The 22,405-nt window shown below is 72.6% G+C and carries 15 protein-coding genes and 1 pseudogene; 6 read left to right on the top strand and 10 right to left on the bottom strand.

The features are described from left to right. Positions 1-2: 2 nt before the first annotated feature. Positions 3-2,573, bottom strand: coding sequence for a nitrate- and nitrite sensing domain-containing protein (locus ACFYZF_RS27520; protein ID WP_387025569.1), 2,571 nt, complete (start codon positions 2,571-2,573; stop codon positions 3-5). Positions 2,574-2,669: 96 nt separating this feature from the next. After that, the gene (locus ACFYZF_RS27515) at positions 2,670-4,082 is read right to left on the bottom strand and encodes an FGGY family carbohydrate kinase (RefSeq protein ID WP_387025567.1); all 1,413 of its coding nucleotides are present in this window, start codon (positions 4,080-4,082) and stop codon (positions 2,670-2,672) included. Positions 4,083-4,365: 283 nt separating this feature from the next. Here ACFYZF_RS27515 and ACFYZF_RS27510 point away from each other — a divergent pair. Continuing rightward, a pseudogene (locus ACFYZF_RS27510) lies at positions 4,366-6,243 on the top strand (chorismate-binding protein); the annotation flags it as partial. Between the two features lie 229 nt (positions 6,244-6,472). Here ACFYZF_RS27510 and wrbA read toward each other — a convergent pair. Then, positions 6,473-7,093, bottom strand: coding sequence for an NAD(P)H:quinone oxidoreductase (gene wrbA / locus ACFYZF_RS27505; protein ID WP_387025565.1), 621 nt, complete (start codon positions 7,091-7,093; stop codon positions 6,473-6,475). Between the two features lie 109 nt (positions 7,094-7,202). On the opposite strand from wrbA, the gene ACFYZF_RS27500 reads away from it, so the two are divergent. After that, entirely contained in the window at positions 7,203-7,694 is a 492-nt protein-coding gene (locus ACFYZF_RS27500; RefSeq protein WP_387025563.1) for a GNAT family N-acetyltransferase, read from the top strand. A gap of 4 nt (positions 7,695-7,698) precedes the next feature. Here the strand turns inward: ACFYZF_RS27500 and ACFYZF_RS27495 are convergent, their stop codons facing one another. Further along, on the bottom strand, positions 7,699-8,067 hold the full coding sequence (locus ACFYZF_RS27495) for a DUF3037 domain-containing protein (protein ID WP_387025561.1): 369 nt from the start codon (positions 8,065-8,067) through the stop codon (positions 7,699-7,701). Then, on the bottom strand, positions 8,064-8,822 hold the full coding sequence (locus ACFYZF_RS27490) for a HipA family kinase (RefSeq protein ID WP_387025559.1): 759 nt from the start codon (positions 8,820-8,822) through the stop codon (positions 8,064-8,066). Before ACFYZF_RS27490 ends, ACFYZF_RS27495 begins: the two co-directional genes overlap by 4 nt. Before the next feature lie 171 nt (positions 8,823-8,993). On the opposite strand from ACFYZF_RS27490, the gene ACFYZF_RS27485 reads away from it, so the two are divergent. Then, positions 8,994-10,127 (top strand): winged helix DNA-binding domain-containing protein, encoded by a 1,134-nt coding sequence (locus ACFYZF_RS27485; protein ID WP_387025601.1) that lies wholly within the window; start codon positions 8,994-8,996, stop codon positions 10,125-10,127. 19 nt (positions 10,128-10,146) lie between these two features. Here the strand turns inward: ACFYZF_RS27485 and ACFYZF_RS27480 are convergent, their stop codons facing one another. Next, entirely contained in the window at positions 10,147-10,779 is a 633-nt protein-coding gene (locus ACFYZF_RS27480; protein ID WP_387025609.1) for a hypothetical protein, read from the bottom strand. Here ACFYZF_RS27480 and ACFYZF_RS27475 point away from each other — a divergent pair. From ACFYZF_RS27475 to ACFYZF_RS27465, 3 genes are all read left to right on the top strand, one after another. Then, on the top strand, positions 10,699-11,202 hold the full coding sequence (locus ACFYZF_RS27475; protein WP_387025557.1) for a UTRA domain-containing protein: 504 nt from the start codon (positions 10,699-10,701) through the stop codon (positions 11,200-11,202). The genes ACFYZF_RS27480 and ACFYZF_RS27475 overlap by 81 nt on opposite strands. A gap of 153 nt (positions 11,203-11,355) precedes the next feature. Beyond that, positions 11,356-11,823 carry a GNAT family N-acetyltransferase gene (locus tag ACFYZF_RS27470; protein WP_387025554.1) on the top strand — a complete coding sequence of 156 codons (468 nt, stop codon included), beginning with the start codon at positions 11,356-11,358 and terminating at the stop codon, positions 11,821-11,823. A gap of 1,646 nt (positions 11,824-13,469) precedes the next feature. After that, complete coding sequence (locus tag ACFYZF_RS27465) at positions 13,470-17,168, top strand: S8 family serine peptidase (RefSeq protein ID WP_387025552.1); 3,699 nt, start codon at positions 13,470-13,472, stop codon at positions 17,166-17,168. A gap of 75 nt (positions 17,169-17,243) precedes the next feature. On the opposite strand, the gene ACFYZF_RS27460 is transcribed toward ACFYZF_RS27465, so the two are convergent. The 4 genes from ACFYZF_RS27460 to ACFYZF_RS27445 all read right to left on the bottom strand — a co-directional run bounded on the left by ACFYZF_RS27460 (position 17,244) and on the right by ACFYZF_RS27445 (position 21,971). Continuing rightward, on the bottom strand, positions 17,244-18,257 hold the full coding sequence (locus ACFYZF_RS27460) for a MerR family transcriptional regulator (RefSeq protein WP_387025550.1): 1,014 nt from the start codon (positions 18,255-18,257) through the stop codon (positions 17,244-17,246). Then, a complete protein-coding gene (locus ACFYZF_RS27455) occupies positions 18,251-18,937 on the bottom strand; it encodes a HEAT repeat domain-containing protein (RefSeq protein WP_387025599.1) in 687 nt (228 codons plus the stop codon). Before ACFYZF_RS27455 ends, ACFYZF_RS27460 begins: the two co-directional genes overlap by 7 nt. Positions 18,938-19,684: 747 nt before the next feature. Then, positions 19,685-20,104: an SgcJ/EcaC family oxidoreductase gene (locus ACFYZF_RS27450; RefSeq protein WP_350888818.1), complete on the bottom strand. Its 420-nt coding sequence runs from the start codon at positions 20,102-20,104 to the stop codon at positions 19,685-19,687. 346 nt (positions 20,105-20,450) lie between these two features. Next, positions 20,451-21,971 (bottom strand): N-acetylmuramoyl-L-alanine amidase, encoded by a 1,521-nt coding sequence (locus ACFYZF_RS27445; RefSeq protein WP_387025547.1) that lies wholly within the window; start codon positions 21,969-21,971, stop codon positions 20,451-20,453. Between the last annotated feature and the right edge of the window lie 434 nt (positions 21,972-22,405).

Genomic DNA, 22,405 nt, shown 5'->3' with positions numbered 1-22,405 from the left:
CATCACTGTTGTCCCCCTTCGGTGCTCCCGCCGGACGGCGGCCGGATGATCTCGGTGGTCTCCTCAGCCTCGGCCCGCCGCACCCCGCTGTAAAGCCGGGACAGCATGCCGCCGACGGCTTCCGGGTCCGGGTCGTGCCGTGGAGTCGGCTCCGGCGGCCGGGCGGGCCGCCTCACGGCGGACAGCTGCGCCATCGGCACCCGCACCGGCAGGCCGCGCTCGTTGGTGCCCCCGGTGATCGGGACCGCCGGGGGCGCCGGGGCCGCCGGGGCGGAGCCCGGGGCCGGGCCCTCCCGCGACCACCAGCCGCCCCCGCCGTCCGCGGGCACCCCGGCGGCCGGGGCGAGCACGTCATCCGCCCGCACCGGCACCGGCCGGGACTGCCGCGGCACGGTCACGCGTCGCGGCGGGCGACCGGCCACCGGCGGCTCGCCCCGGCCCGCGGCGGTGCCGCCCGGCCGCGCGGACCCCGGAACGCCGTTCCGCGTGGCAACGACCCCGCCCGGGCGCGCCGTCGGGGTCAGGGTGGTGGTCAGCATCCGCCGCGACAGCGGCGGGTCGAGCTGGACCGGCGGGGCGTCGGTGAGCAGTGCCGCCGGAATCCGGACCAGAGCCACCAGGCCGTCCTCGCGGGGGTGCAGGCGCACCTGCACCGCGTGCCGGGCGGCCAGGTGGCTCACCACGAACAGGCCCATCCGCTCGGACGCCGCGACGTCGGCTGCCGGCGGGGACGCCAGCACCTCGTTCGCCTCGGCCAGCGCTGCCGGGCTCATCCCCAGCCCTCGGTCGGTCAGCTCCACCAGGGCGCCGGGGCCCTCGAACCGGGCGGCGACGAACACGACGGTGTCCGGCCGAGAGAACGTGGTGGCGTTCTCCAGCAGCTCGGCGAACAGGTGCACCAGGTCGCCGATGACGTGCCCGACGACGTGCAGGTCGGCCACCTGCTCACGGTGTACCCGCTGGTAGTGCTCGATCTCGGCGCTCGCGGCCAGCAGCACGGCGGCGAGACTCACCGGGCGGTTCCACCGCCGGGTCGACTCGCTGCCGGCGAGCACCAGCAGGCTCTCGTCGTTGCGCCGCAGCCGGGCGGCGAGGTGGTCGAGCCGGAACAGGTTCTCCAGCTGGTCCGGGTCGCTCTCGTCGCGTTCCAGGCCGTCGAGGAGTTCGAGCTGCCGCTCCACCAGCACCTGGCTGCGCCGGGCCAGGTTGACGAACATCAGGTTGACGTTGCGGCGCATGGTCGCCTGCTCCACCGCGACGCTGACCGCGCTGCGGTGCACCGCGACAAACGCCTCGGCCAGCTCGCCGATCTCGTCCAGCGAGCGGACCACCGCCGGCGGCACCTCGATGTCGGACACCCCGCTGTTGACCTGCCGCAGCTGGTCGAGGGCCTCGGGCAGGTCGATCTGGGCGATCCGCAGCGCCTGGCCACGAAGCAACCGCATCGAGCGGGCGACGGACCGCCCGACCACCACCGAGATCAGCAGGGCGACCAGCAGCACCGTGCCGATCCCGCCGACCACCAGCAGGGTGGTCCGCAACTGCTCGGATCTGGCGTCATCGGCCTGGGTCACCGCGTCGCCGAGGACGCCGACCTCCAACTGTCGCAGCCGATCCTGGCGCTGCTCGCTGGCCACCCACCACTGCGGCGCGTTCAGCACCCGCGGCGCGGCGCCGCCACTGGGCAGGCTCTGCTCCTCCAGCTTCGTGGCGGCGGCGAGGGCCGGCTCCGCCGAGGCCGCGTCGTACCGGCGGATCTGGTCGGCGGTGGCGGCCACCCGGAACGCGCCGAGGGCGGTGAGCTGCTGGGCCCGCAGGTCGGTCAGCTTGACCTGGTCCGCCACTCCGTACCGGCCGGCGCGGGCGGCGGCGTAGAGCTCGGCTCGGGCCCGGGAGGACAGCTCCTTGACCCGGGCGAGCTGGACGTAGCGCAGCACGCTGTCGTTGAGCACCCGCTGTCCCTCGCCCGGCGAGGGCTGGGCGAGCAGGGTCAGCAGCGCGTCGACCGCCCGGTGGTAGTTGCCGAGGACGGTGTCGCTGCCCAGCACCGCCGGGGGCACGGCCGCCCGGATGTAGATCACCTGGTCGTACGCCTCCAGCGCCTGCGAGTAGGCGATCTGCCAGGCGGCGTCGGCGTCGGCCAGCGGGCCGGCCGCCCGTCGCAGCTCCCGCACTGCCGCGTCGCTGGCGGCATGCAACGGCCGCAGCGCGGCGATCGCGGCGTCCCGGTCGGCCCGGCCGCCGACCCGGCGCAGTTCGGCCAGCTCACCGGCGGTGCGGTCGCGTTCCTGTTGGAGCTGGTGCACCACGGCGGTGATCTCCCGGCCGATGCCGACCTGCCGGGCGAAGTCGCTCAGCGTGGTGGTCTGCCCGACCAGACCCCGGGTCTGCACCCCGGCCAGCACCAGGAACGCCACCGAGGGAATGACGAGCACCGTGACGAGCTTGGTCCCCATCCGCCAGTCCCGCAGCCGAAACGGCGAGCGGCGGCGGTGCGGCACGACGCGGACGTCGAACCGGCGCCGGCTGGGGTTGGACACCCCACTCCCGGCGGGGTCGGGACCTACGCCCACACATGCCTCCTAGGCCCTCGCGTCCGCCGCATCGGGGAGCGGGGTCCATCCAACCAGGCAAGCCGGTGCTGTCAACGGGATCACTTGAGCAGAAGCTCAGGAAGGATACCGAGGGCTGCGCGGACCTGACGGGGTCGGTGAGGGCACCTCATCCGTCCGGCCGATGTCGCGGAGCACCACCGGCTCGTCCAGCCGGCCCAGCGCCACCCGGGCCGCGCCGGTCGCGCCGATCTCCGGGTCGGGCCGGTAGCGCACCCGGCGAGGTGCCAGGACGGCCGCGAACGACTCCCGCCACCACCCGGACGCGGCCAGCGCGCCGCCGCCCAGCACCACCTCGACCGGCCCGTCCACGGTGGACTCCAGCTCGGCCAGGTCGGCGGCGACCAGCCGGCAGATCCCGGACATCAGTCCGGCGAGGATGTCGACCGCGCCGGTGTCGAGGCTCAGCCCGCGCAGTTCGCCGACGCCGGCCGGGGCGCGCCCGGGCGGCCGGTCGCCGCCGAAACGCGGGTTGGCCGACACCCCGCCGCCCGGGGCGACCCGCGCCAGCGCGGCGTCCAGTTCGGCGCCCTCGGGCAGCCGCAGCACCCGCCCGGCCCAGGCGAACAGGTTGCCCCCGCTGGAGTAAGCCGCCCCGGTGACCACATGGTCGTAGTCGACCCGGTACCGCCACAGCCCGGCGGGCAGCGGCGGCAGCTCCGCGCCGGCCGGCATGGCCTGGACCAGCCGGACGGCCGCGGACGTGCCGACGGTCACCGCCGCCCGGCCCGGGCCCACCGCGCCGGAGCCGACGTTCGAGGCGGCCCCGTCCCCCACCGGCGCAGCCCAGGCCGCGTCGGCGAGCTGCGGCCAGCGGCGGGCGTGCTCCCGCCGCAGCCGGCCCCGCCAACCGTCGGGGGCCAGCTCGGGCAGCTCTCCCGGGCCCGCACCGGCCAGCTCGCACGCCTCAGCGTCCCAGGTCAGCGTGCCCAGGTCGAGCAGCCCGGTGCCGGAGGCCTCGGACACCGACATCGGGGCCGCGTCGAGCAGGGCGCCGAGCACGAACTCGGCCAGGCCGAGGAAGCGGGCCGGCGGGGTCGAGGTGCGCTCCCGCAGCCAGGGCAGCCGGACCGACCAGTAGCAGCGGTGCCACCAGGTGCCGGTGCGCCGGTGGTAGGCGACCTCGTCGGCCGGGCCGGTAGCGCCGGCCGGGGGCGCCGGGCGGGTGTCCAGCCAGGTGAGCACCGGGCCGAGCGGCTCGCCGGCCCGGTCCACCGGCAGCACCGAGTGCCACTGGGCGGAGACGGCGACCAGCCCGATGTCGCGCAGGTGACCGCCGGCGGCCAGCTCGTCCAGGCACTCGGCGAGGCAGGCCAGGTAGGTGGGGCCGTCCAGGGTGCCGGTGCCGTCGTCGTCGACGGTGAGGCGCACCTTGCGACGGGCGAGGGCGCCGGGCCGCGGGGTCGCGCCGGTGTCCAGCACGAGACCCCGCACCGAGGAGGTGCCCAGGTCGAGGGCGAGGATGTCCATCGTCGATCACCGTACCCGGCGGCCGGCCCGGCGGCCCGGCGGTCCGCGTCGCCGCAGGTGGCCGCCGTCCGGTCCCGTACCCCGGGATCGGGTTCCGGGCGCGCGGCGGCGCGCGTAGGGTGATCGCATGCCCGCGCACCTGACCTGCTGGTGGCCCGCCGACCCGGCGGCCCACCCCCGCGCGTAGCTTCCCACGCGGCCGCCCGACAAGGCGGTCGCCGGTTCTCTCCCCCGGCCCAGGGCCGCCCCCGACGGCGACGCCCGGCCACCAGGAGAAACCCCGATGACCAGCCCGCACGACCTGCTCGCCGCCGTCGCCCGAGGCGTCGACCCCGGCCCCTTCGCGCTCATGCGCCGCGAGGGCGCCGACCATCTGGAGCTCTTCACCGGCACGGTACGCCCCGTCGACCGGCTCGCGGACATCCCGCTGCCCGACGGGCCGCCCGGCCCCCGCACCCTGGCGCTGGTGCCCTACCGGCAGGTCACCGAGCGCGGGTTCGACTGCGTGGACGACGGCACCCCGCTGGAGTGCCTGGAGATCGTCGGGCACGCCCGGCTGCCCCTGGCCGACGCGCTCGCCGCCCTGCCCGACGCCCCGGTGGCCACCGCCGACGCCGGGTTCGACATCGCCGACGCCGAGTACGCCGACATCGTCGCCCGGGTGCTCGCCGAGGAGATCGGCCGGGGCGAGGGGGCGAACTTCGTCATCCACCGCGCCCTGCGGGCCACCGTGCAGGGCTCCCCACTGGTCTCCGCCCTGGCCGCGCTGCGCCGGCTGCTGCTGCGCGAGCGGGGCGCGTACTGGACGTTCGTGGTGCACACCGGGACGCGGATCCTCGTCGGGGCCAGCCCGGAGCGGCACGTCAGCGTCGACGACGGGCTGGTCATGATGAACCCGATCAGCGGCACCTTCCGGCACGGCGGGACGGCGGACCGGGCGGCGCTGCTGCGCTTCCTCACCGACCCGAAGGAGGTCGACGAGCTGTACATGGTGCTCGACGAGGAGCTGAAGATGATGGCCCGCGTCGCCGAGCGCGGCGGACAGGTCGTCGGCCCGTACCTCAAGGAGATGTCCCACCTGGCGCACACCGAGTACCTGCTGGCCGGGCGGGGCCGCCTGGACGTGCGGGAGGTGCTGCGGGAGACGATGTTCGCCCCCACCGTCACCGGCAGCCCGATGGAGAACGCCTGCCGGGTGATCGCCCGGCACGAGACGACCGGGCGGCGCTACTACGCCGGGGTGCTGGCCCTGCTGGGCCGCGACGACGCCGGCCGGCAGACCCTGGACGCGCCGATCCTGATCCGGACCGCCGAGATCTCCCCGGCCGGCGAGCTGCGGGTGCCGGTCGGGGCGACCCTGGTGCGCCACTCCACGCCCTCCGGCGAGGTGGCCGAGACCCACGCGAAGGCCGCCGGGGTGCTGGCCGCCCTCGGCCTGCGCCCCGACGCCCCCGACCCGGGCCCCGGCCCGGTGGAGCGGCTCGCCGACGACCCGGAGGTACGGGCGGCGCTGGCCGCCCGCAACGCCCCGCTGGCCCGGTTCTGGCTGGACCAGCGGCCCACGGGGTCGGTGGCGCTGGCCGGGCTCGCCGGCCGCCGGGCGCTGATCGTGGACGGCGAGGACACCTTCACGGGCATGCTCGCCCACCAGCTACGCGCCCTCGGGCTGGCCGTCGAGCTGACCCCGTGGCAGCGCGCCGCCACCGACGGGTACGACCTGGTGGTGGCCGGCCCCGGCCCGGGTGACCCGCGGGCGGTGGACGAGCCGAAGATGGCCGCCCTGCGCGGCCTGCTCGCCGGGCGGCTCGCCGTCGCCGCCCCCACCCTGGCCGTGTGCCTGAGCCACCAGCTCCTGGCCGGACTGCTGGGGCTGCCGCTGCACCGCCGGGACGCGCCCTACCAGGGGTTGCAGCGGGACGTCACGGTGTTCGGCACCAGCCGGCGCGTCGGGTTCTACTCCACCTTCACCCCCGTCGCCGACGCCGACCGGGTGGCCACCGCGTACGGGCCGGTGGAGCTGTCCCGCGACCCCGTCGACCACGCGGTGCACGCGCTGCGCGGGCCCGGCTTCGCCGGCGTGCAGTTCCACCCGGAGTCGGTGCTCAGCCGCGACGGCCTGGCGGTGCTGGCCGACCTGCTCGGGCACCTGCTGTCGGTGCCACCGGGTCGGGGGGGGGGGGGGGGGGGGGGGGGGGGGGGGGGGGGGGGCCGCGGCGGCCGCCGCGGGGGGGGGGGGGGGGGGGGGGGGGGGGGGGGGGGGGGGGGGGGGCGGGGCGCCCCCCGGCCCCCCCCCCCCCCCCCCCCCCCCCCCCCGACCGGGGGTAGGGATGCCGGCGACCGGTGGCCGGACGAGGGCTCCCGTACCGCCACCGGTCGCCGGACGAGAGGGGTCAGCCGGCGGCCATGCCCTTCTTCAGCGCCGCGCCGATCCGCACCGCCCGCTTCGCGGTCAGCGCCGTCGCGCCGAGCGCCACGGAGTCCGGGGCCACCTCGCCGTTGTTGCTGGTGTGCGAGGCGCCGTACGGGTTGCCGGCGATGAACTGGCTCGGGTCGGTGTAGCCGGGGGTGACCACGACGCCGCCCCAGTGGTAGAAGACCGTCAGCAGCGACAGCAGCGTGGACTCCTGCCCGCCGTGCGTGGTCGCCGTCGAGGTGAACGCGGAGTACACCTTGTCGGCCAGCGCGCCCTGCGCCCACAGCGGGCCGGTGGTGTCGATGAACTGCTTGAGCTGCGCGGCGACCATGCCGTACCGGGTCGGCGAACCGAAGATCACCACGTCGGCCCAGGACAGGTCGTCGGGCTCGGCCTCCATGACCTCCTGGGTCTCCAGGCGGTGCGCCTGCCACCCCGAGTTGGAGCGGATCGCCTCGTCCGGTGCCAGCTCACGCACCTTGCGCAGGCGGACCTCCGCACCGGCCTCCCCGGCGGCCTCGGCAGCCGCAACCGCCATCTGGTACGTGATGCCGGTCGCGCTGTAGTAGATCACCGCGACCTTGATCTGGCCGTCCATCCGATGTTCCTCTCCTCGATTCAGGTCAGCTCCCGCGCCTACCCGTTCCTTTCGGCGTCAAACGCCGGGCCGGTGCCGCCGCCGGCCCGCGCGCTGGCATGCTCGACGCATGCCGATCAGGGAGGCCACCACCGCCGACTGGCCCGAGATCTGGCCGTTCCTGCGCCGGATCGTGGCCGCCGGTGAGACGTACACCTGGCCCCGGGACGTCGACGAGGCGACCGCCCGGCGGCTGTGGCTGCCCGGCCCGCCCGCCCGCGCGGTCGTCGCCGTTGACGACGACGCCGGGACGGTGCTGGGGACGGCGAAGCTGGCCCCCAACCAGCTCGGCCCCGGCGACCACGTGGCCAACGCGAGCTTCATGGTCTCCCCGGCCGCCGCCGGGCGCGGGGTGGGCCGGGCGCTGGGCGTGCACGTGCTGGACCTGGCCCGGGCCGAGGGCTACCGGGCGATGCAGTTCAACGCGGTGGTGGCCAGCAACGAGCGGGCGGTGGCGCTGTGGCGGTCCCTCGGCTTCGCGGTGGTCGGCCGGATCCCCGAGGGCTTCCGGCACCCGAGCCGGGGGTACGTCGACCTGCTCGTCATGCACCGCCGGCTCTGACCGGTCAGCGGACCAGGGCGTCCAGCAGCCGGTCCAGCTCCGTCGCCGGATCGGCGGTCAGCCCGGTGTGCACCGGGCTGGTCTGGATCATCGTGCTGCGCGGCGCGGCCAGCCAGCGGAACCGCTCCCCGCGCTTCATCCGCCCCGACGGCCCGTCCCCGGCACACGTCCGGTCCCAGGAACCCAGCGCCGCCGCGACCTCGGCCAGGTCCACGTCCGGCGCGAGGGCCCGGACCCGGTCGGCGTCCAGATGGGTACGCGCCGCGAGGAAGTCCCGCCCCTGGCAGTACAGGATCACCCCGACGTTGATCTGCTCGCCGCGCTCGATCCGGGGCACCAGCCGGATCACCGCGTACTCGAAGGGTTCTCTCACGCGGGGCTCCCCTGCGGCAGCCAGTCGGCGGTGCGCGCGACCCGGCGGGTGAGGTGGTCGACGTACGCGGCGCGGGCCGCGTCGGCGGAGTCGAAGTCCGGCCCGGCCAGCCAGGCGTCGGGGACCAGGGCCAGCACCTCGGCCAGCAGCCCGGGGGTGACCCGGGGCGTCAGGTCCGCGTCCGCCTCGGCGAGCCGACCGGCGTACGGGGCGAGCACGTGATCGTCGGCCCGGTACGCCCGGTGCACCGCCGCCTCGGCGCGCGGCCAGTTGTGGTGGAAGTACAGGCAGGCTCCGTGGTCGATCAGCCACAGCTCGCGGTGCCAGATCAGCAGGTTGGGGTTGCGCCAGCTCCGGTCGACGTTCTCGGTGAACGCGTCGAACCACAGCACCCGGGACGCCAGCGCCGGGTCGACCGGGTGCGCCACCGGGTCGTAGCCGAGCGCGCCGGGCAGGAAGTCCATCCCGAGGTTCGGCCCGCCGCTGCCGCGCAGCAGCTCCTGCACCTCCTGGTCGGGCTCTGCCCGGCCGATCACCGGGTCGATGTCGAGGACCACCAGCCGGGGCACCGCCAGCCCGAGCCGGCGGGCCAGCTCGCCGCAGATCACCTCGGCGACCAGCGCCTTCGGCCCCTGCCCCGCCCCCCGGAACTTCGCCACGTACGTGCCGAGGTCGTCGGCCTCGACCACACCGGGCAGCGAGCCGCCCTCGCGTAGCGGGGTGACATACCGGATCCCGGTGACCTGACGGAGCACGATCTCCACCCTAACCGGCCGGCACGGGGGCGACCGTGCGGGCACGCCCCGCAGCTCACCGCCTGCTGGTGGCCGGGCGCGCGGGCCCGGCGGGTTGTCGGTGCCCGGTCCTATGCTGACCGTCGACCCGGACGGAAGGCGGCTGACCACGTGGCAACGAGCGACGCGAGGATGCGTACGGCGGCGGCGGCCGGGGCGGCGGAGCTGACCGGCGCAGAGGCGCTCGCGCTGCGGACGACCAGCCTGCTGCTGCGTCCCCACCCCACCGCCCGGCCCACCGACGTGGCCGGCGTGGTCGAGTGGTTCGGCGCGATGCAGGCGCAGGACGTGGCGAGCGGCCTGTGGTCGCTCGGGCTGCGGCTGCCCGGCTGGACGCAGGCCGACGTGCGGGCGGCGCTGGAGCGTCGGGAGGCGCTGCGCACCTGGCCGATGCGCGGCACCGTGCACCTGGTGCCGGCCCGGGACGCCCGCTGGATGCTGGAGGTGACCGGGGTGCGCATCCTGGACGCCGCCGGGCCCCGGCGGGCGAGCCTCGGCCTCAGCCTGGAAGACGTCGACCGGGCCGCCGACGTGCTCGGCGAGGCGCTGGCCGGCGGCGTCCGGTTGACCCGCTCGGAGTGCCTGGGCACGCTCAACGCGGCCGGCTTCGACACCACCGGGCAGCGCGGCTACCACCTGATCTGGTACGCGGCCCAGCGCGGCGTCACCTGCATCGCCCCGCACGTCGGCACCGAGCAGACCTTCGCCCTGCTCGACGAGTGGGTGCCCGACCCGCACCGCCCCGACCGCGACGAGGCGCTGGGCATCCTGGCGCTGCGCTACTTCCGCAGCCACGGCCCCACCACCCGGAAGGACTTCGCCGGCTGGACTGGCCTGACCGCCGCCGACGCGAAGCGGGGCATCGCCGCCGCCGGGGCGGCGCTGACCACCGTGACGGTCGACGGGGTCGAGTCCGTGGTCGACCCGGCTCTGCTCGACGCGCCCCGGGAGCCGGTCGACGACGTGCACACCCTGCCCGGCTTCGACGAATACCTGCTGGGCTACAAGGACCGGTCGCTGATGGTCGACGCGGCACACAAGCAGGCGATCATCCCCGGCGCCAACGGGGTCTTCCAGTCGACGGTGGTGCGCGGCGGCCGGGTGGTCGGCACCTGGAAGCGGACGCTGACCAAGACGAAGGTGAAGGTCGCGGTGCGCCCGCTGGTCGACCTCGACGCCGCCACCCGGGCCCGGGTCGACGCGGCCCTGGAGGCGTACGCCGCGTTCGTCGGGCTGCCCCTGGCCGTCGACTGGGCCGCCGCCTGACCCGTCGTGTCCGGTGTGCTCATTGCCGGGTCAGTCCGACGGTGGCGGCGAGGCGGGCCACGTCGGCGGCGGTGGGGCCGGCGCGGAGCACGGCGGTCAGCGCGGTGCGGGCGGCGGGGCGGGTGCGGGTCTCGGCGGGGGCGGTGACCAGGGCGCGGCCGGCAGTGTGGGGGTCGCCGAGGTCGAGGTGGGCGCGGGTGATGTCGATGAGGTGGGCGGCCCGGTGGTGGTCGCCGAGGCGCATGGCGGTCAGGGCACGGGCGAGTTCGACGGCAGTGGGTCCGAAGCCGGTGCCGTCGTTGTCGTGGTGGCGGTGCTCGCCGTGGGCGGTGGCGAGGTGGGCCGCGCGTTCGGTGAGTTCGCCGGCGGCGGTGTCGTCTCCGCATGCTGCGGCGGCGAGGGCGGCTTCGATCAGCAGGGTTCCCGTCAGGGCGGGTTCGTCGGGCAGGAAGACGCGGGCGGGTGTCCGGTCGAGTTGGTGTACGGCGGTGAGGGCGGCGGTCATCGCCAGCCGGCCGCGCCGTAGGGCCCGGAGTGCCTGGGCGAGGGAGATCGCGGCGAGGCCGGTGCGGTGTGGGTCGCCGGTGGCGGCGGTCATCGCCCGGTCGGCGGCCAGCCAGGCCAGATTCGCCTCGCCGAGCTTGACCAGCACCTGGGCCTCCACGTCGAGCCCGACTCGGTCGCAGTGCTGCGGCGATGCGTCCGGTACGTCAACGACCAGCCGTCCTCGTTGCAGGACAGCTACTACCCGATGGACCTCGCAGAGGAGGTCCACGAGTTGCTCTCGCCAAAGGACATCCCGCAGGGCACCACCCGGCTCCTGGCCGAACGGGGTCACGAGCAGACGGCCTTCTACGACGAGTACGTCTCCCGGATGCCCACGCCCGAGGAAACGAGGCTGCTCGGGTTGCAGCCCGGCACGACGATCCTGCTGCACATCCGCACCGGCTACACCGAGCAGCGCCCCGTGCGGGTGTCCTTCAACGTGTTCTCCGGCGACCGCAACCAGATCGTCACCACCCACGGAGACGTGCGCATCATCGGCAGATTCCGCCCGGAGGAAGCCCCCGAATGATCATCACGCCGGCCCGGCTGAGGGATGTCGACGTCATCATGAGCTGGCGGCGCGAGCGCGTGGCGTGGCTTGCCACCCGGGGTGAAGAGCAGTGGTCCATCCCGCTGCCCCGCTCCGCCGTGGCATCGACGATCTCAGCCGGACTAGACGTGGATGGTCTGGGAGGGCGACGACCCGATCGCCACCATCACCCTGACCGCGTACGTGGACGTCGACAACCGGTGGAAACCGGACCGGGACCCCGAGGCGCTGTGGCACCCCGAGGATGACCCGGCCGACGCGCTGTACGCGGCGAAGATGATGATCCCGCTCGCCCATGCCGGCGCGAACCTCGGCGGTGAACTCCTGGACTGGGCCGGTGGCCGGGCATACGAGGCGGGGCTGACGTGGCTGCGGCTCGACGCCTGGACCACCAATCACCGGCTGCACAACTACTACCGCCGGCAGGGCTTCCGACACGTCCGCACCGTCGAATCCCGCGTCTCCGGCACGTGCTTCCAACGACCGTCCCAGCCCTACCTGCACGGCCGGCTCAAGACTGAGGCGGCACGACCCGCTCCGGAACCGTGCCAGGCCGCACCACACGCGTCCGGCGGCCCGAACTGCTCGACCCTCTCGTAGTCTCGTCATCGACACCGGGCCTGCCCGCCAACGCGTCCGCCGGCACCATGCCGAGAAAGCGGGAAAGAACGTGGGAGAAGACCCTGCTTGTCAATGGCCTGGCGCTGCCCGCCGTCCTGACCGGACTACTCCACGTTGGCCGCTGGCGGCACCCCGGTAAGGACGTTCTGCGTGATCTCGTACTCTGGTTCAGATCTCCGCTGGACTTTCTCACCAGCATCGAATGGATGCGCCGCGAGAGCAGATCGCTCACCCTGTTTGCCGACGACCCGCCCTCCATGGCCTCGGCGGGTAGGAGGCTGGCTGAGCCCCGCCATCGCGCCGCTGCTGAGGTAGAGCACGACCGCGTACCGGCCAGTCGCGTCGGGCTCAAAGCCAACTCATGCGGCCGAGGACAGCCAGTCAGGATCGGCGGGTGGAGCGATCACGACACGGCGCCCGGGGATGCGCGCGCTGCCGGCATCATCGGCCCCTGCCGGGTCGGTCTGCTCTGCGTTGGTCCCTATGGAGCTGCCCCGTCTGTGCGGTCGGTGGAGTGGGAGCGTGGACGGGGCAGCTCCATAGGGACCGATGGGTAGGTCCCCGACCGGGTGGGGGCAGTTGTCAGGTCGCCGCCCGACTGCCCGGTGCACGGGGCGGCATGGGGCGGCGTAGCGGCGGCCTCCCGGGCATTTGGGCGAGAAGTGGAACAGCTGAGGTTCGGCGGAACCAAGGCCCCGGGCCCCCGTACGGCGCACCACTACCAGGAGCGCCATTTCCGACGGCACGACTGACCACGCGGGAGGTCTTGGTAAAAAAGGCCCCCGGAGGGGCCAATTCCTTCCATGATCTCCGGCCATCCCGAGACGCGGAACGGGATTCCCGGAAGGTGGATGAACTTCGGGCAGAATCGGACACCCTCGCGACTTTGCCGGGGCCCTGGGTCAGACCCCCGCTCGAGTTCCCATTGTGGAGCTGACGTTTCACCGAGTCGTAGACCCACCCGAAGACATTTTCACTGCTGGCCGGCGACAAGAAGCCCAATTCTGTTCAGCCCGCCCTGAGGGTGACGGCGATGTGCATGATCGTCGTCTCGGGCCGGGCCGACGCGTCTCGGGCCGCGCTCCGGGCCGCAACCGGCGAGGCCCCGCACACCGAAGCGATGGGCGACACTGCGCTTCCCGGTACGACGCTCGGCCGGCCGGCCCAACCGGGTCGCCTCGACGCCCATCCTGGGCCGGCCCGATCTCGCCAACATCAACACCGCGCCGGAACCGGTTCTGTAAACAGACTTATCCATCGTGGAGGCTTCGGATGCATCCGGTCCGTCACGAACCGGCCTTGATCATCATTTATCCAGAGTGGATCATAAAAGAGGCCCCCCTACCTGGGAAAACGTATGAGATAGATCTTCACAGTGCCGGCGGGCTGCGGTAGCTTCAGGCCACTTTGCTAGGAGGCTGTCAATGTCTGCTGCGCGGTTCACCCGTGCTCTCGCCGCCGCCGTCACCGGCACGGCTCTGGTCCTGACCTCAACCCACCCAGCGCTCGCCGAACCGTCCACACCGGATGGTCCGCCACCCCCGACAGCCCCATCGGCCCCACGACCCGAACCGGGAGAGATCGGCACGCACCGCGTACCGCTGCTCACCGGCGACACGGTCACCGTGAACACCGGTGCCGACGGCCGATCGACGTACGCGGTCGACGCCGCCGACGATCCGACCCGGTCCGCCACGTTCACCGTCCAGGGCAGCGGCGACGACCTGTTCGTCATCCCGTCCGACGCGGCACCGTACGTGACCTCGGGTTTCCTGGAGCGCGACCTGTTCAACGTCCGCGAACTGGTCCGGCAGGGAATCACCGGCACCGCGAAGACCCTGCCGGTGATCGTCACCTTCCAGGGCGACCCGGCCGCCAAGACCCTGACCCGACAGGCCGACGCGCTACCGGCCAGCGAGAACAAGCGCACGTTGGCCAGCATCGACGGGGCGGCGCTAAGCGTGTCGACGGCGAATGCCGGGGAGTTCTGGAACGCACTCGCCCCGGCCACGCCCGACCGCACCGGCCGCGCCACACTCGGCAGGAGCGTCGAAAAGGTCTGGCTGGACCGCAAGTTCAAGGTCAACCTGGCCGAGAGCGTGCCCCAGATCGGCGCCCCCGCCGCCTGGGCGGCGGGCGTCACCGGGACCGGTGTGAAGGTCGGTGTGATCGACACCGGCATCGACCCGACCCACCCGGACCTGTCCGGCAGCATCGCCGGCATCGCCAACTTCACCGGCGAAGCGGACGGCGTCGACCACCACGGCCACGGTACCCACGTGGCCTCCACGGTGGCCGGCACCGGTGCCGCCTCCGGCGGACGTTACAAGGGTGTGGCACCGGGCGCCCAGGTGCTCTCGGCGAAGGCCCTCGACAGCAGCGGCTCCGGGCAGGACTCCTGGATCATCGCCAGCATGGAGTGGGCCGCCGCACAGGGGGCCGCCGTGGTCAACATGAGCCTGTCGGCGCCCGTCACCACCGACGGCACCGACCCGATGAGTCAGGCGGTCGACTCGCTGACCGCCTCCACCGGCACGCTGTTCGTGGTCGCCGCCGGCAACAACCAGGGTGACCTCTCCATCGGTAGCCCCGGCGCGGCGAACACCGCGCTGACCGTCGGCGCGGTCGACAACCGGGACGTACTCGCTTCGTTCTCCAACCGCGGTCCCCGCTACGGCGACGCCGCGGTCAAGCCGGAGATCACCGCGCCGGGCGTCGAGATCGCGGCGGCCCGCGCGGCCGGCACGTCCCTCTGGCCGATCGTGGACGGGCAGTACACCAGGGTCAGCGGCACCTCGATGGCCACGCCACACGTTGCCGGCGCAGCCGCGCTGCTCGCCCAGGCCAACCCGGACTGGACCCCGGCGCAGCTCAAGGACGCGCTGGTGACCACCACCAAGGCCGGCGCCTACTCGTGGTGGCAGGGCGGCACCGGGCGGCTCGACGTTCCGCGCGCCCTTCAGCAGCATGTCTACGGCTCGGCCACGGTCAACGTGGGCAGGATCGCCGACGGCACGCAGGCACCGATCGAACGTAAGGTCGCCTACACCAACGCCGGCGACGCTCCGGTCACGCTCAACCTCGCCCTGGACGTGAAGGCGTTCGACGGCAAGCCGGTGCCCGCCGGTTCCGCCACGCTCTCCGCGACCAGCGTCGTCGTCCCCGCGAGGGGTGCCGCCGAGGTGACGTTCACCGTGGACCCCAAGGCCGGCCCGACCGGTGGGTACGGCGGTCTGCTGCTCGCGAGCACCGCCGACGGCTCGGTGTCGGTGCGGACCGCGCTGTCCTGGTACAAGGAGACCGCGATGCAGCCGGTGACCATCCGGCTCATCGGGTCCAGGGGCGACACGCCGCGCCCGCAGACGGTGGGCGCGATCCGGGTCGACAATCCGGTCGACAACGACCCGATGACGCTCCCGGCGTACTACGAGAACGTCCGCGACGGTGTCGTGACGATGCGCCTGCCGGTCGGGGTGTACGACATCCAGGTAGCGATGATGGAGCACGAGGAGGACGTCCGGCGGGCGACGCTGATGACCGAGACCGAGGTGCAGGTCAACGCGCCGACCGAGGTGACGTTGGACGCCCGCACGGCGGTCAACGTCCGGCCGCCTACGGCTGCCCCGACCGACATGCCGAGCGTCAGCTACGGCACCCTTCGCGGGTTGGCCGACGGCTCGGTGCTGCCCTTCGCGATGCTCATCGGCGGCGGCCAGTACGAGGGCTACGCCACGCCGACCAAGCCGGTGAAGATCGGCTTCTTCGAGTTCCACAACCAGTGGACCCTGTCCGAGGCGCTCGTGGACCTGCGGGTGCGGGGCGGGGGCCGGCTCGCGCCGGACTACGACATGCTGTCCGCCAGCAGTCACCTGAACGGCAAGAAGCGGAACCTGCCGATGGTGTTCGCCGGTGCCGGTAGCCCGCAGGAACTGGCCGCGGCCGGCGTCAAGGGCAAGGCGGCGCTGATCCGGATCCAGATCCCGACGGACATGGAGTGGCCGTGGCGACACGCGTACGCGCAGAATGCGGCGCGTACGGCACGGGACAACGCGGCAGCCGCCGGGGCCGGGCTCGCCCTGATCTATGTGGACGTCGCGAGGGCTCCCGCGCTGCTGGGCAACCTCGTGCCGAGCACCGGCACGATGCTCGCCCTCACCCTGTCCCGCGACGAGGGTGAGTCGCTGCGCAGGCGCGGCAAGAGCACCGTCACCCTGGGCGGCACCAGCGGCCCGTCGTACGTCTACCACCTGCGTCGGGACCACCCCAACGGCGTGCCGGGCACCCCGGAGCGGCCGGTGGACCCGAAGGCGATGGTGAAGCTGAAGACGACCTACCACGCCGACAAGCCGCTCATGGTCGACTCGATCTGGGGCGCGCTGGGTCCGAGAGACCCGTGGTCATCGCAGAGCACCTGGCGGTTCCCCGGCCCGACCGCACGTACCGAGTACGTCGGTGAGGGTGACCACCTGCAGTGGCTGCGGTACATCGTGCAGGTGGGCAAGACCCAGGCGGGCGGGGAGGAACAGTTCTGGTGGACCTCGGACGACTACTTCCGGGCGGGCACCCGCAGCCGGGACGAGTCGTGGTTCGCCGCGCCCATCCGGGTCGGGGCGATCGAGGTCACGTCCCCCGTCGTGCGGGCGAACACCTGCGGGTTCTGCCGGGACGGCGACACCTTCCTCGCCGGGCAGTACTGGCTGGACGGCACCCCCGGGCACAGCATGGTCGCCTCCACCGCCAACAGCACCTGGAAGCTGACCCGGAACGGCGTGGTGATCCCACCGCTGACCACGTCCCCGCGCCGGTTCCAGCTACCGGCCGGGTCGGGCGTCTACCGACTGGAGACCACGGACACCGGCTACGGGCTCAGCTCGGTCCAGACCCTCGCCCCCCGGGTGGACTCCGTCTACACCTTCCGCTCGGCGACCCCGACGAAGGGCACCCCTGCCGGGTACATCTGTCCGATCGGCACCGGCTCGTGCGCGTTCCAGCCGGTGCTGCAGCTCGACTACGACCTTGACCTGGACCTGAACAACCAGGCCAAGGCCGGCCGGGGACACCAGTTCACGATCACCGCGGCCGCGCACGGGCTCACCCCCGACAGGTCGAGGGTGAAGGGGATGTCCGTCTCGACGTCGACCGACGGGGGGGCCACCTGGCACGCCGCGCGGGCGGTGCCGATCGGCGGCGGGCAGTTCAACGTCCGCACCGTTCACCCGGCGTTGTCCAGCACAGACGGCTACGTCTGGCTGAACGTCAACGCCTGGGACGCCGACGGCAACCGAACCGAGCAGACCGTCCAGCGGGCGTACGCCCTCCGGTAGCTCACCGTGGTGGGGCGCGGTCGGATCCTCCCGTCCGCGCCCCACCGTTGGTGTCCAGTCCTACTGGCAGGACCTTCAGCCGTCGGACCGCTCTTCGAGCACTCCCACGAGGGCCGAGGCGATGAGGGCGACAGCCCGATCATCGTCGTGGGCCAGTTGCCGTAGGACGCCCTGCGCGATGGTCGCCGGCATCTCGGCGAGTGCCTGGGTCAGGCGTATCCGCACCGCAGAGTCCGCAGGGTGTGCGGCGAGCTCGTCGACCAGCGCGCTCATGATCCGGTCCCCGTACCCGGGGTCCAGTGACAATGCTCCCAGGACCTCGGCCGCCTCGACGTCGATCGCGCCCTCGACCACCATGCCGACGAGTGTCGGCACGGCTGCGGTCGCGCCACGCGCACCCAATGCCAGAGCAGCATGCCTGCGCACCGTCTTGTCCGAGTCCCCGAGTGCGTCCGCGAGCACCGCGGTCGCCTCGTCACCGGGCATCTCGGCGATCGCCAGGACCGCGCGCCGCCGGATGTCGACGTCCTCCGAATACACGCCGGACGCCACGCTCGCCACACCGCCACCGCCCGCCCGCGCGAGGGCCCACCGCAGGGCGCCGGCGACGTTCGGATCGGATTCGGCGAGGACCGCCCCAGCCAGCAGCTCGGTGGGAACCGGCACGTCCTCGGCCGGGGCCAGGACGGCCTGCTGCCGGCGCGCGGCACTGGGCGAGTTGAGCCCGTGCAGAAGCTCGACGATGCGCAGCACGCCCTGCCAGCCGGAGGGTACCGAGGCATCGACCGTACGGAGTCGATCGAGTAGCTCCTGTTCCCGCTTCAGTCGGTCTTCGGTCCGTCGGATGAGGTCGCCGACCAGTGCGGACGGCGCGAAGGCGGGATCCTCCAGAGCGCGTCCGATCTGTCGCAGCGACAATCCCAGGGACCGCAGGCTCTCCACGTGGTAGATCCGGCGAATGTCCTCGGCGGAGTACTCGCGATAGCCGCCCACGGTGCGGCCTGTTGGTCGCACCAGCCCGAGCGAGTCGTAGTGCCGGAGCATCCGGGTACTCACCCCCGAGCGGCGTGCCACCTCGCCGATCAGCACGCTGTTCCCTCGGCCCGTTCCGGGCCGAGGGCGACGATCCGCTTCGCCTCGTCGACGGCTGGGTCGAAACCGGCATCCGGGTAGCGCAGGAGCCGCTCCGTGGCGCGGGCATGCGCACGCACCGTCGGGTCGCCACTCGCCAGTCCCGTATGCAGGGCCGGCTCGATCACGTCTCCGAGGGCGACGAGTGCCCGGCTGAGACTCAGTTGCACATTCCGGTCGCCGCGACCGAGTTGTGCGGCCAGTTCCGCAGCCAGCCCTTCCTGTCTTCCGGCGGGCACGAGGACGACGGCAGCACGCCATGCGCTTCGCGCGACCTCGTCGTCGGCGTCGTGCAGCAACGACCGCGTGATCGCGGGCCATGCGCTCCCGTCCCCGATCTTGGACAGCGTATGCAACGCCTGGCTTCGGGCCTGAGCGCGCTCGGAACGGAGCTCCGCGCGGAGTCTGGGCACCGTGATCTCCGGCGGGAGGCGGGTCAACGCCCAGGTGAGCATGTCGCGTACGAAGAAGTCCGGCTCGATCGCGCACCGTGCCACGAGCGCATCGAGGAGGCCGGGGTCGGCGTGCGTGCCAACGGCCAGAGCCGCCTGGAGCCGCGCCGACGGGTCTCCGGCGCCCAACGCGTCGGGCAGACGCGTGTCCGGTGAATTCCTGTATGTCGAGTTGACGGGGACCACCTCCTGCACCCAGTGAAGACCTTGTCACGGTGTCAACGTCAAGTGCAGGATGCCCGGGCAGGGCCCCGGCAAGTTCGCGGAGTGTCCGATCCCGCCCGAAGCTCATCCATCCTCCGGGAATCCCGTTCCGCTCCTTGCGGATGACCCGAAATCCTGGCCAGGGCCTCGGTCTCACCGGTCCTCCGCCATATCCCTCTCCCGCGCATGCCCTGGGAAGGCCGCCGCTACGCCGCCCCATCCCGCCCCGCACACCGGGCAGTCGGGTAGAGCGGGCCGACGAATACCCCCACCCGGTCGGGGACCCACCCTCCGGTCCCTATGGAGCTGCCCCGTCCACGCTCCCACTCCACCGACCGCACAAACGGGGCAGCTCCATAGGGACCAACGTAAGGCAGGCCGACCCGGTAAAGGCCGACCAGGCTGGGGCCGATGGTGTCGGCAGCACGCGCATCCCCTGGGGCCGGCCGCAACAGCGAGGCGTCGATCTGGGCGCGCGCCAACTGTCCGGTCCGGATGAACCTGGCACGCCCGGTCGCCCGCGACCTGCGGTGGTGCCAGGTAGCTCGGACGGTCCGGCCCGATGTTGTCCGGACCTACTTGGCGCTTTCTGTGATCCTCAAGGTCACTCAGCGCCGCAGCGTTCCGGCGCTGAGTGCCCTGGCTCATTGAATCTTGCAGAGGTGGAGCCGATGAACTGCGGAGTGACAGGCTGCTTGCAGAGTTCGCCGGGTGTTTGTCAGTGGGCGTTCAGCGGATCGGTGTCGTCTGCGCCAGGGCAATGCGCCAGTCGTCGCCCCTGCGGGTCATGACGTAGGTCATGATGCCGGTCAAGGGCAGCTCGGATGAGTCCTCCGCCTCGGGCCGTTCGTCGTGGATCGTCTTTGTCAGGCTCACGATGGCGACGTCGGGGGTGGCGAACCGGATGTCGTTGACTTCCAGCACGGTCCGGATGTCCTTGAGCGGGGAGGAGAGCGCTTCGGCCATGGCCGAAGCGAAGGACTCGCGCCCGAAGAGGCGCCGCCCGGCGAGGTTGATGAGCACCAGGTCGGAGGTGTGCAGGGCGGGCAGTACGTCCGGGTCGATCTGCGCCTCCTGGGTCCGCGCGACGAGTTCGCGGATCCTCTTCTCGTCGTCGTTGGTGGGGGGAGTGGAGTTCGTGGTGTCCATGGGGACAACCTAGAACCTCAACTTAGGTTGAGATCAACTCCTCGGGCCACCCTCACCCGGACTGGACCACCCGCTGGACCAGATAGCCCGGACTGGGCCACTTTCACCCGGACGGGACACCAACGAGCGCGTAATCGCATCTGATCGAACAGGCGCCGGTAAGACCAAGACGGAACGATCATTACGAGAAGACGTCCACACTCGGGGGTTACCCCTGGGCAGTTGCCGTTGCGGTAGTCAGGAAAGGTCCCCTGCTATCAAAATCCGATAGCAGGGGACCTTTCCTTGCGCACATCGTTGCCGCGCTGGGGCCCCGTCCGGGCTGCCGCGCTGCCGCGCTGCCGCGCTAGACGCGGGTGATGCGGATCGCGTCGGCGATCACGTAGCCGGTGCTACCGGACCACCGGCTGATACCTACCTTGTTGGCGTCTCCGGCGGCCAGCGTGAAGTTGCCCAGCGAGCGCCAGCCACCACCATTGGCCGACTGGTTCACGTTGACCGTCTGGTTGCCGCTGCTGGTCGCCACGATGTACGGCGTGGTGGCGTTGTAACCGGCGACGGCCGGATACCAGACCTCCACCCGGTAGGTGGCGGTGGCCGGGATGTTCACCTTGTACCAGGCGGCGTCGCTGGCCGCGACCGGGTTGGCGTACCGGTAGTCGGCCCCGTAGCGCTGCGACGAGTACGACGAGGTGCTCCAGTTGGCGCTCGCGGTGAACCGACCGGCGGTGGTGTTGTCCACGATGGTCGACCAGGTCGGCGGCGGCGTCGTGGTGCCGGTGACGAGCTGCATGTAGTAGGTCCAGTTCCAGTTCGGACCCGGGTCGGTGTGCGTGGCGCCCGGCACCTGGTTGTGACCGATGATGTTGCTGCGGGTCTTCGGGATGCCGTACTTGTCGCACAGGTGCCGCGTCAGCGCGGCCGACGACCGGTACATCGCGTCGGTGTACCAGGAGGCGTTGTCGACGTAGCCCTCGTGCTCGATACCGATCGACTGGGTGTTGTAGGTCCAGTTGCCGGCGTGCCAGGCGACGTCCTTGTCCCGCACCATCTGGGTCACCGCGCCGTCCGAGGAACGGAGCAGGTAGTGGGCGCTGGTGCCGGCGGCTGCGTTCTGGAACCAGCTGATCGAGCCGGCGTAGCTGCCCTGCATGGTGTGGATGATGATGTAGTTGATCGGGTACGACGACTCGCGGCTGGAGGCCGTGTAGTTGGACGAGTTCGCCGCCACCCAGGCCGCCGGGCCGTAGTCGGTGCTCTGGGTGCCCATGTCGGCGGTGCCCAGCGGCGCCACGTTGGCGTAGTCGCCCCGCTGGGGCGCGACCGGACGGCCGTCCACGGTGACCTGGCCGGCGGCCGTGGTCGCGCTGAAGCCGCGGCCGAGCAGGTCGTACACGGCGTCGGCGTACAGCCGGGCGGTGGCCTTGTCCGACGAGCCGCCGTAGCGGGCGATCAGGCCGTACCACTGGTTGACGTCGTCGCGCTGCTTCGCGGTGAGCCCGGCCTGATCGGCGTACGAGCGGAGCACCGCCGCCGCGCCGGCGACGTTCGCCGCGTCACTGGTGCGCAGTTCGGTGCGGTCCAGTCGGGCCCGGCGCGCCGCCTCGTCGAGGGTCCGCACCTTCGGGTTGCTGGTCAGGTGCATCACGCCGTACCCGCCGGAGGCGCTGGGCTCGCCGTTGTGACCGTCCAGCCGGGTCTCCGCGTACCCGAGCGCGGCGAGCAGGTCGCGCGGCACGTCGGAGCGGGCCGAAGCCTGGTCGAAGGCGGCAGCGAGCGTCTCCGCGCCCTGCTGCGGCTCGGCCTGGGCCGGCTGGCTGGTCAGGCCGATCATCAAAATCGCTGCGCCGCCGAGCAGTTGGCTCACCCGACGCGAGGGTCTCCGAACAGTCACCGTCACTCCTCGTCGACTACAAAGGGCGACTGCAATCCTGCCGCCCGGGTCGCCGCACCATATAGCGCGACATCTGTCTATGTCGAGACCTTGCATCGAGCTTGATGATGATGAAGAATTCCTTCATTTCGTGGGCCTCGGGACAACAGCGGCGTGCCGCCTGGGGCACGCCGTCGACACGACTCACCCCACCACACCTGCCGTGGAGCGGCACCCACGCCAGGACCCCCAGGCCCCCTGATCGAAGCGCTCCCATCCGACGTCGCAATCGCCCCGGCCCTCAAGACCGGAAGCCACGGATGGGCCGGCCTGGTTACCTCCCGCAGTCGCTGACGTCGCAGGCCCGTGGGTACGACACTCGGTCAGTCGCCTCGACCGTTCGGCGGTCACCCGCCCCGGGCGCGTCT

The sequence above is a fragment of the Micromonospora sp. NPDC001898 genome (assembly GCF_042891255.1).
GTDB lineage: Bacteria > Actinomycetota > Actinomycetes > Mycobacteriales > Micromonosporaceae > Micromonospora.
This window is presented reverse-complemented; position numbering and strand designations above follow the sequence as displayed.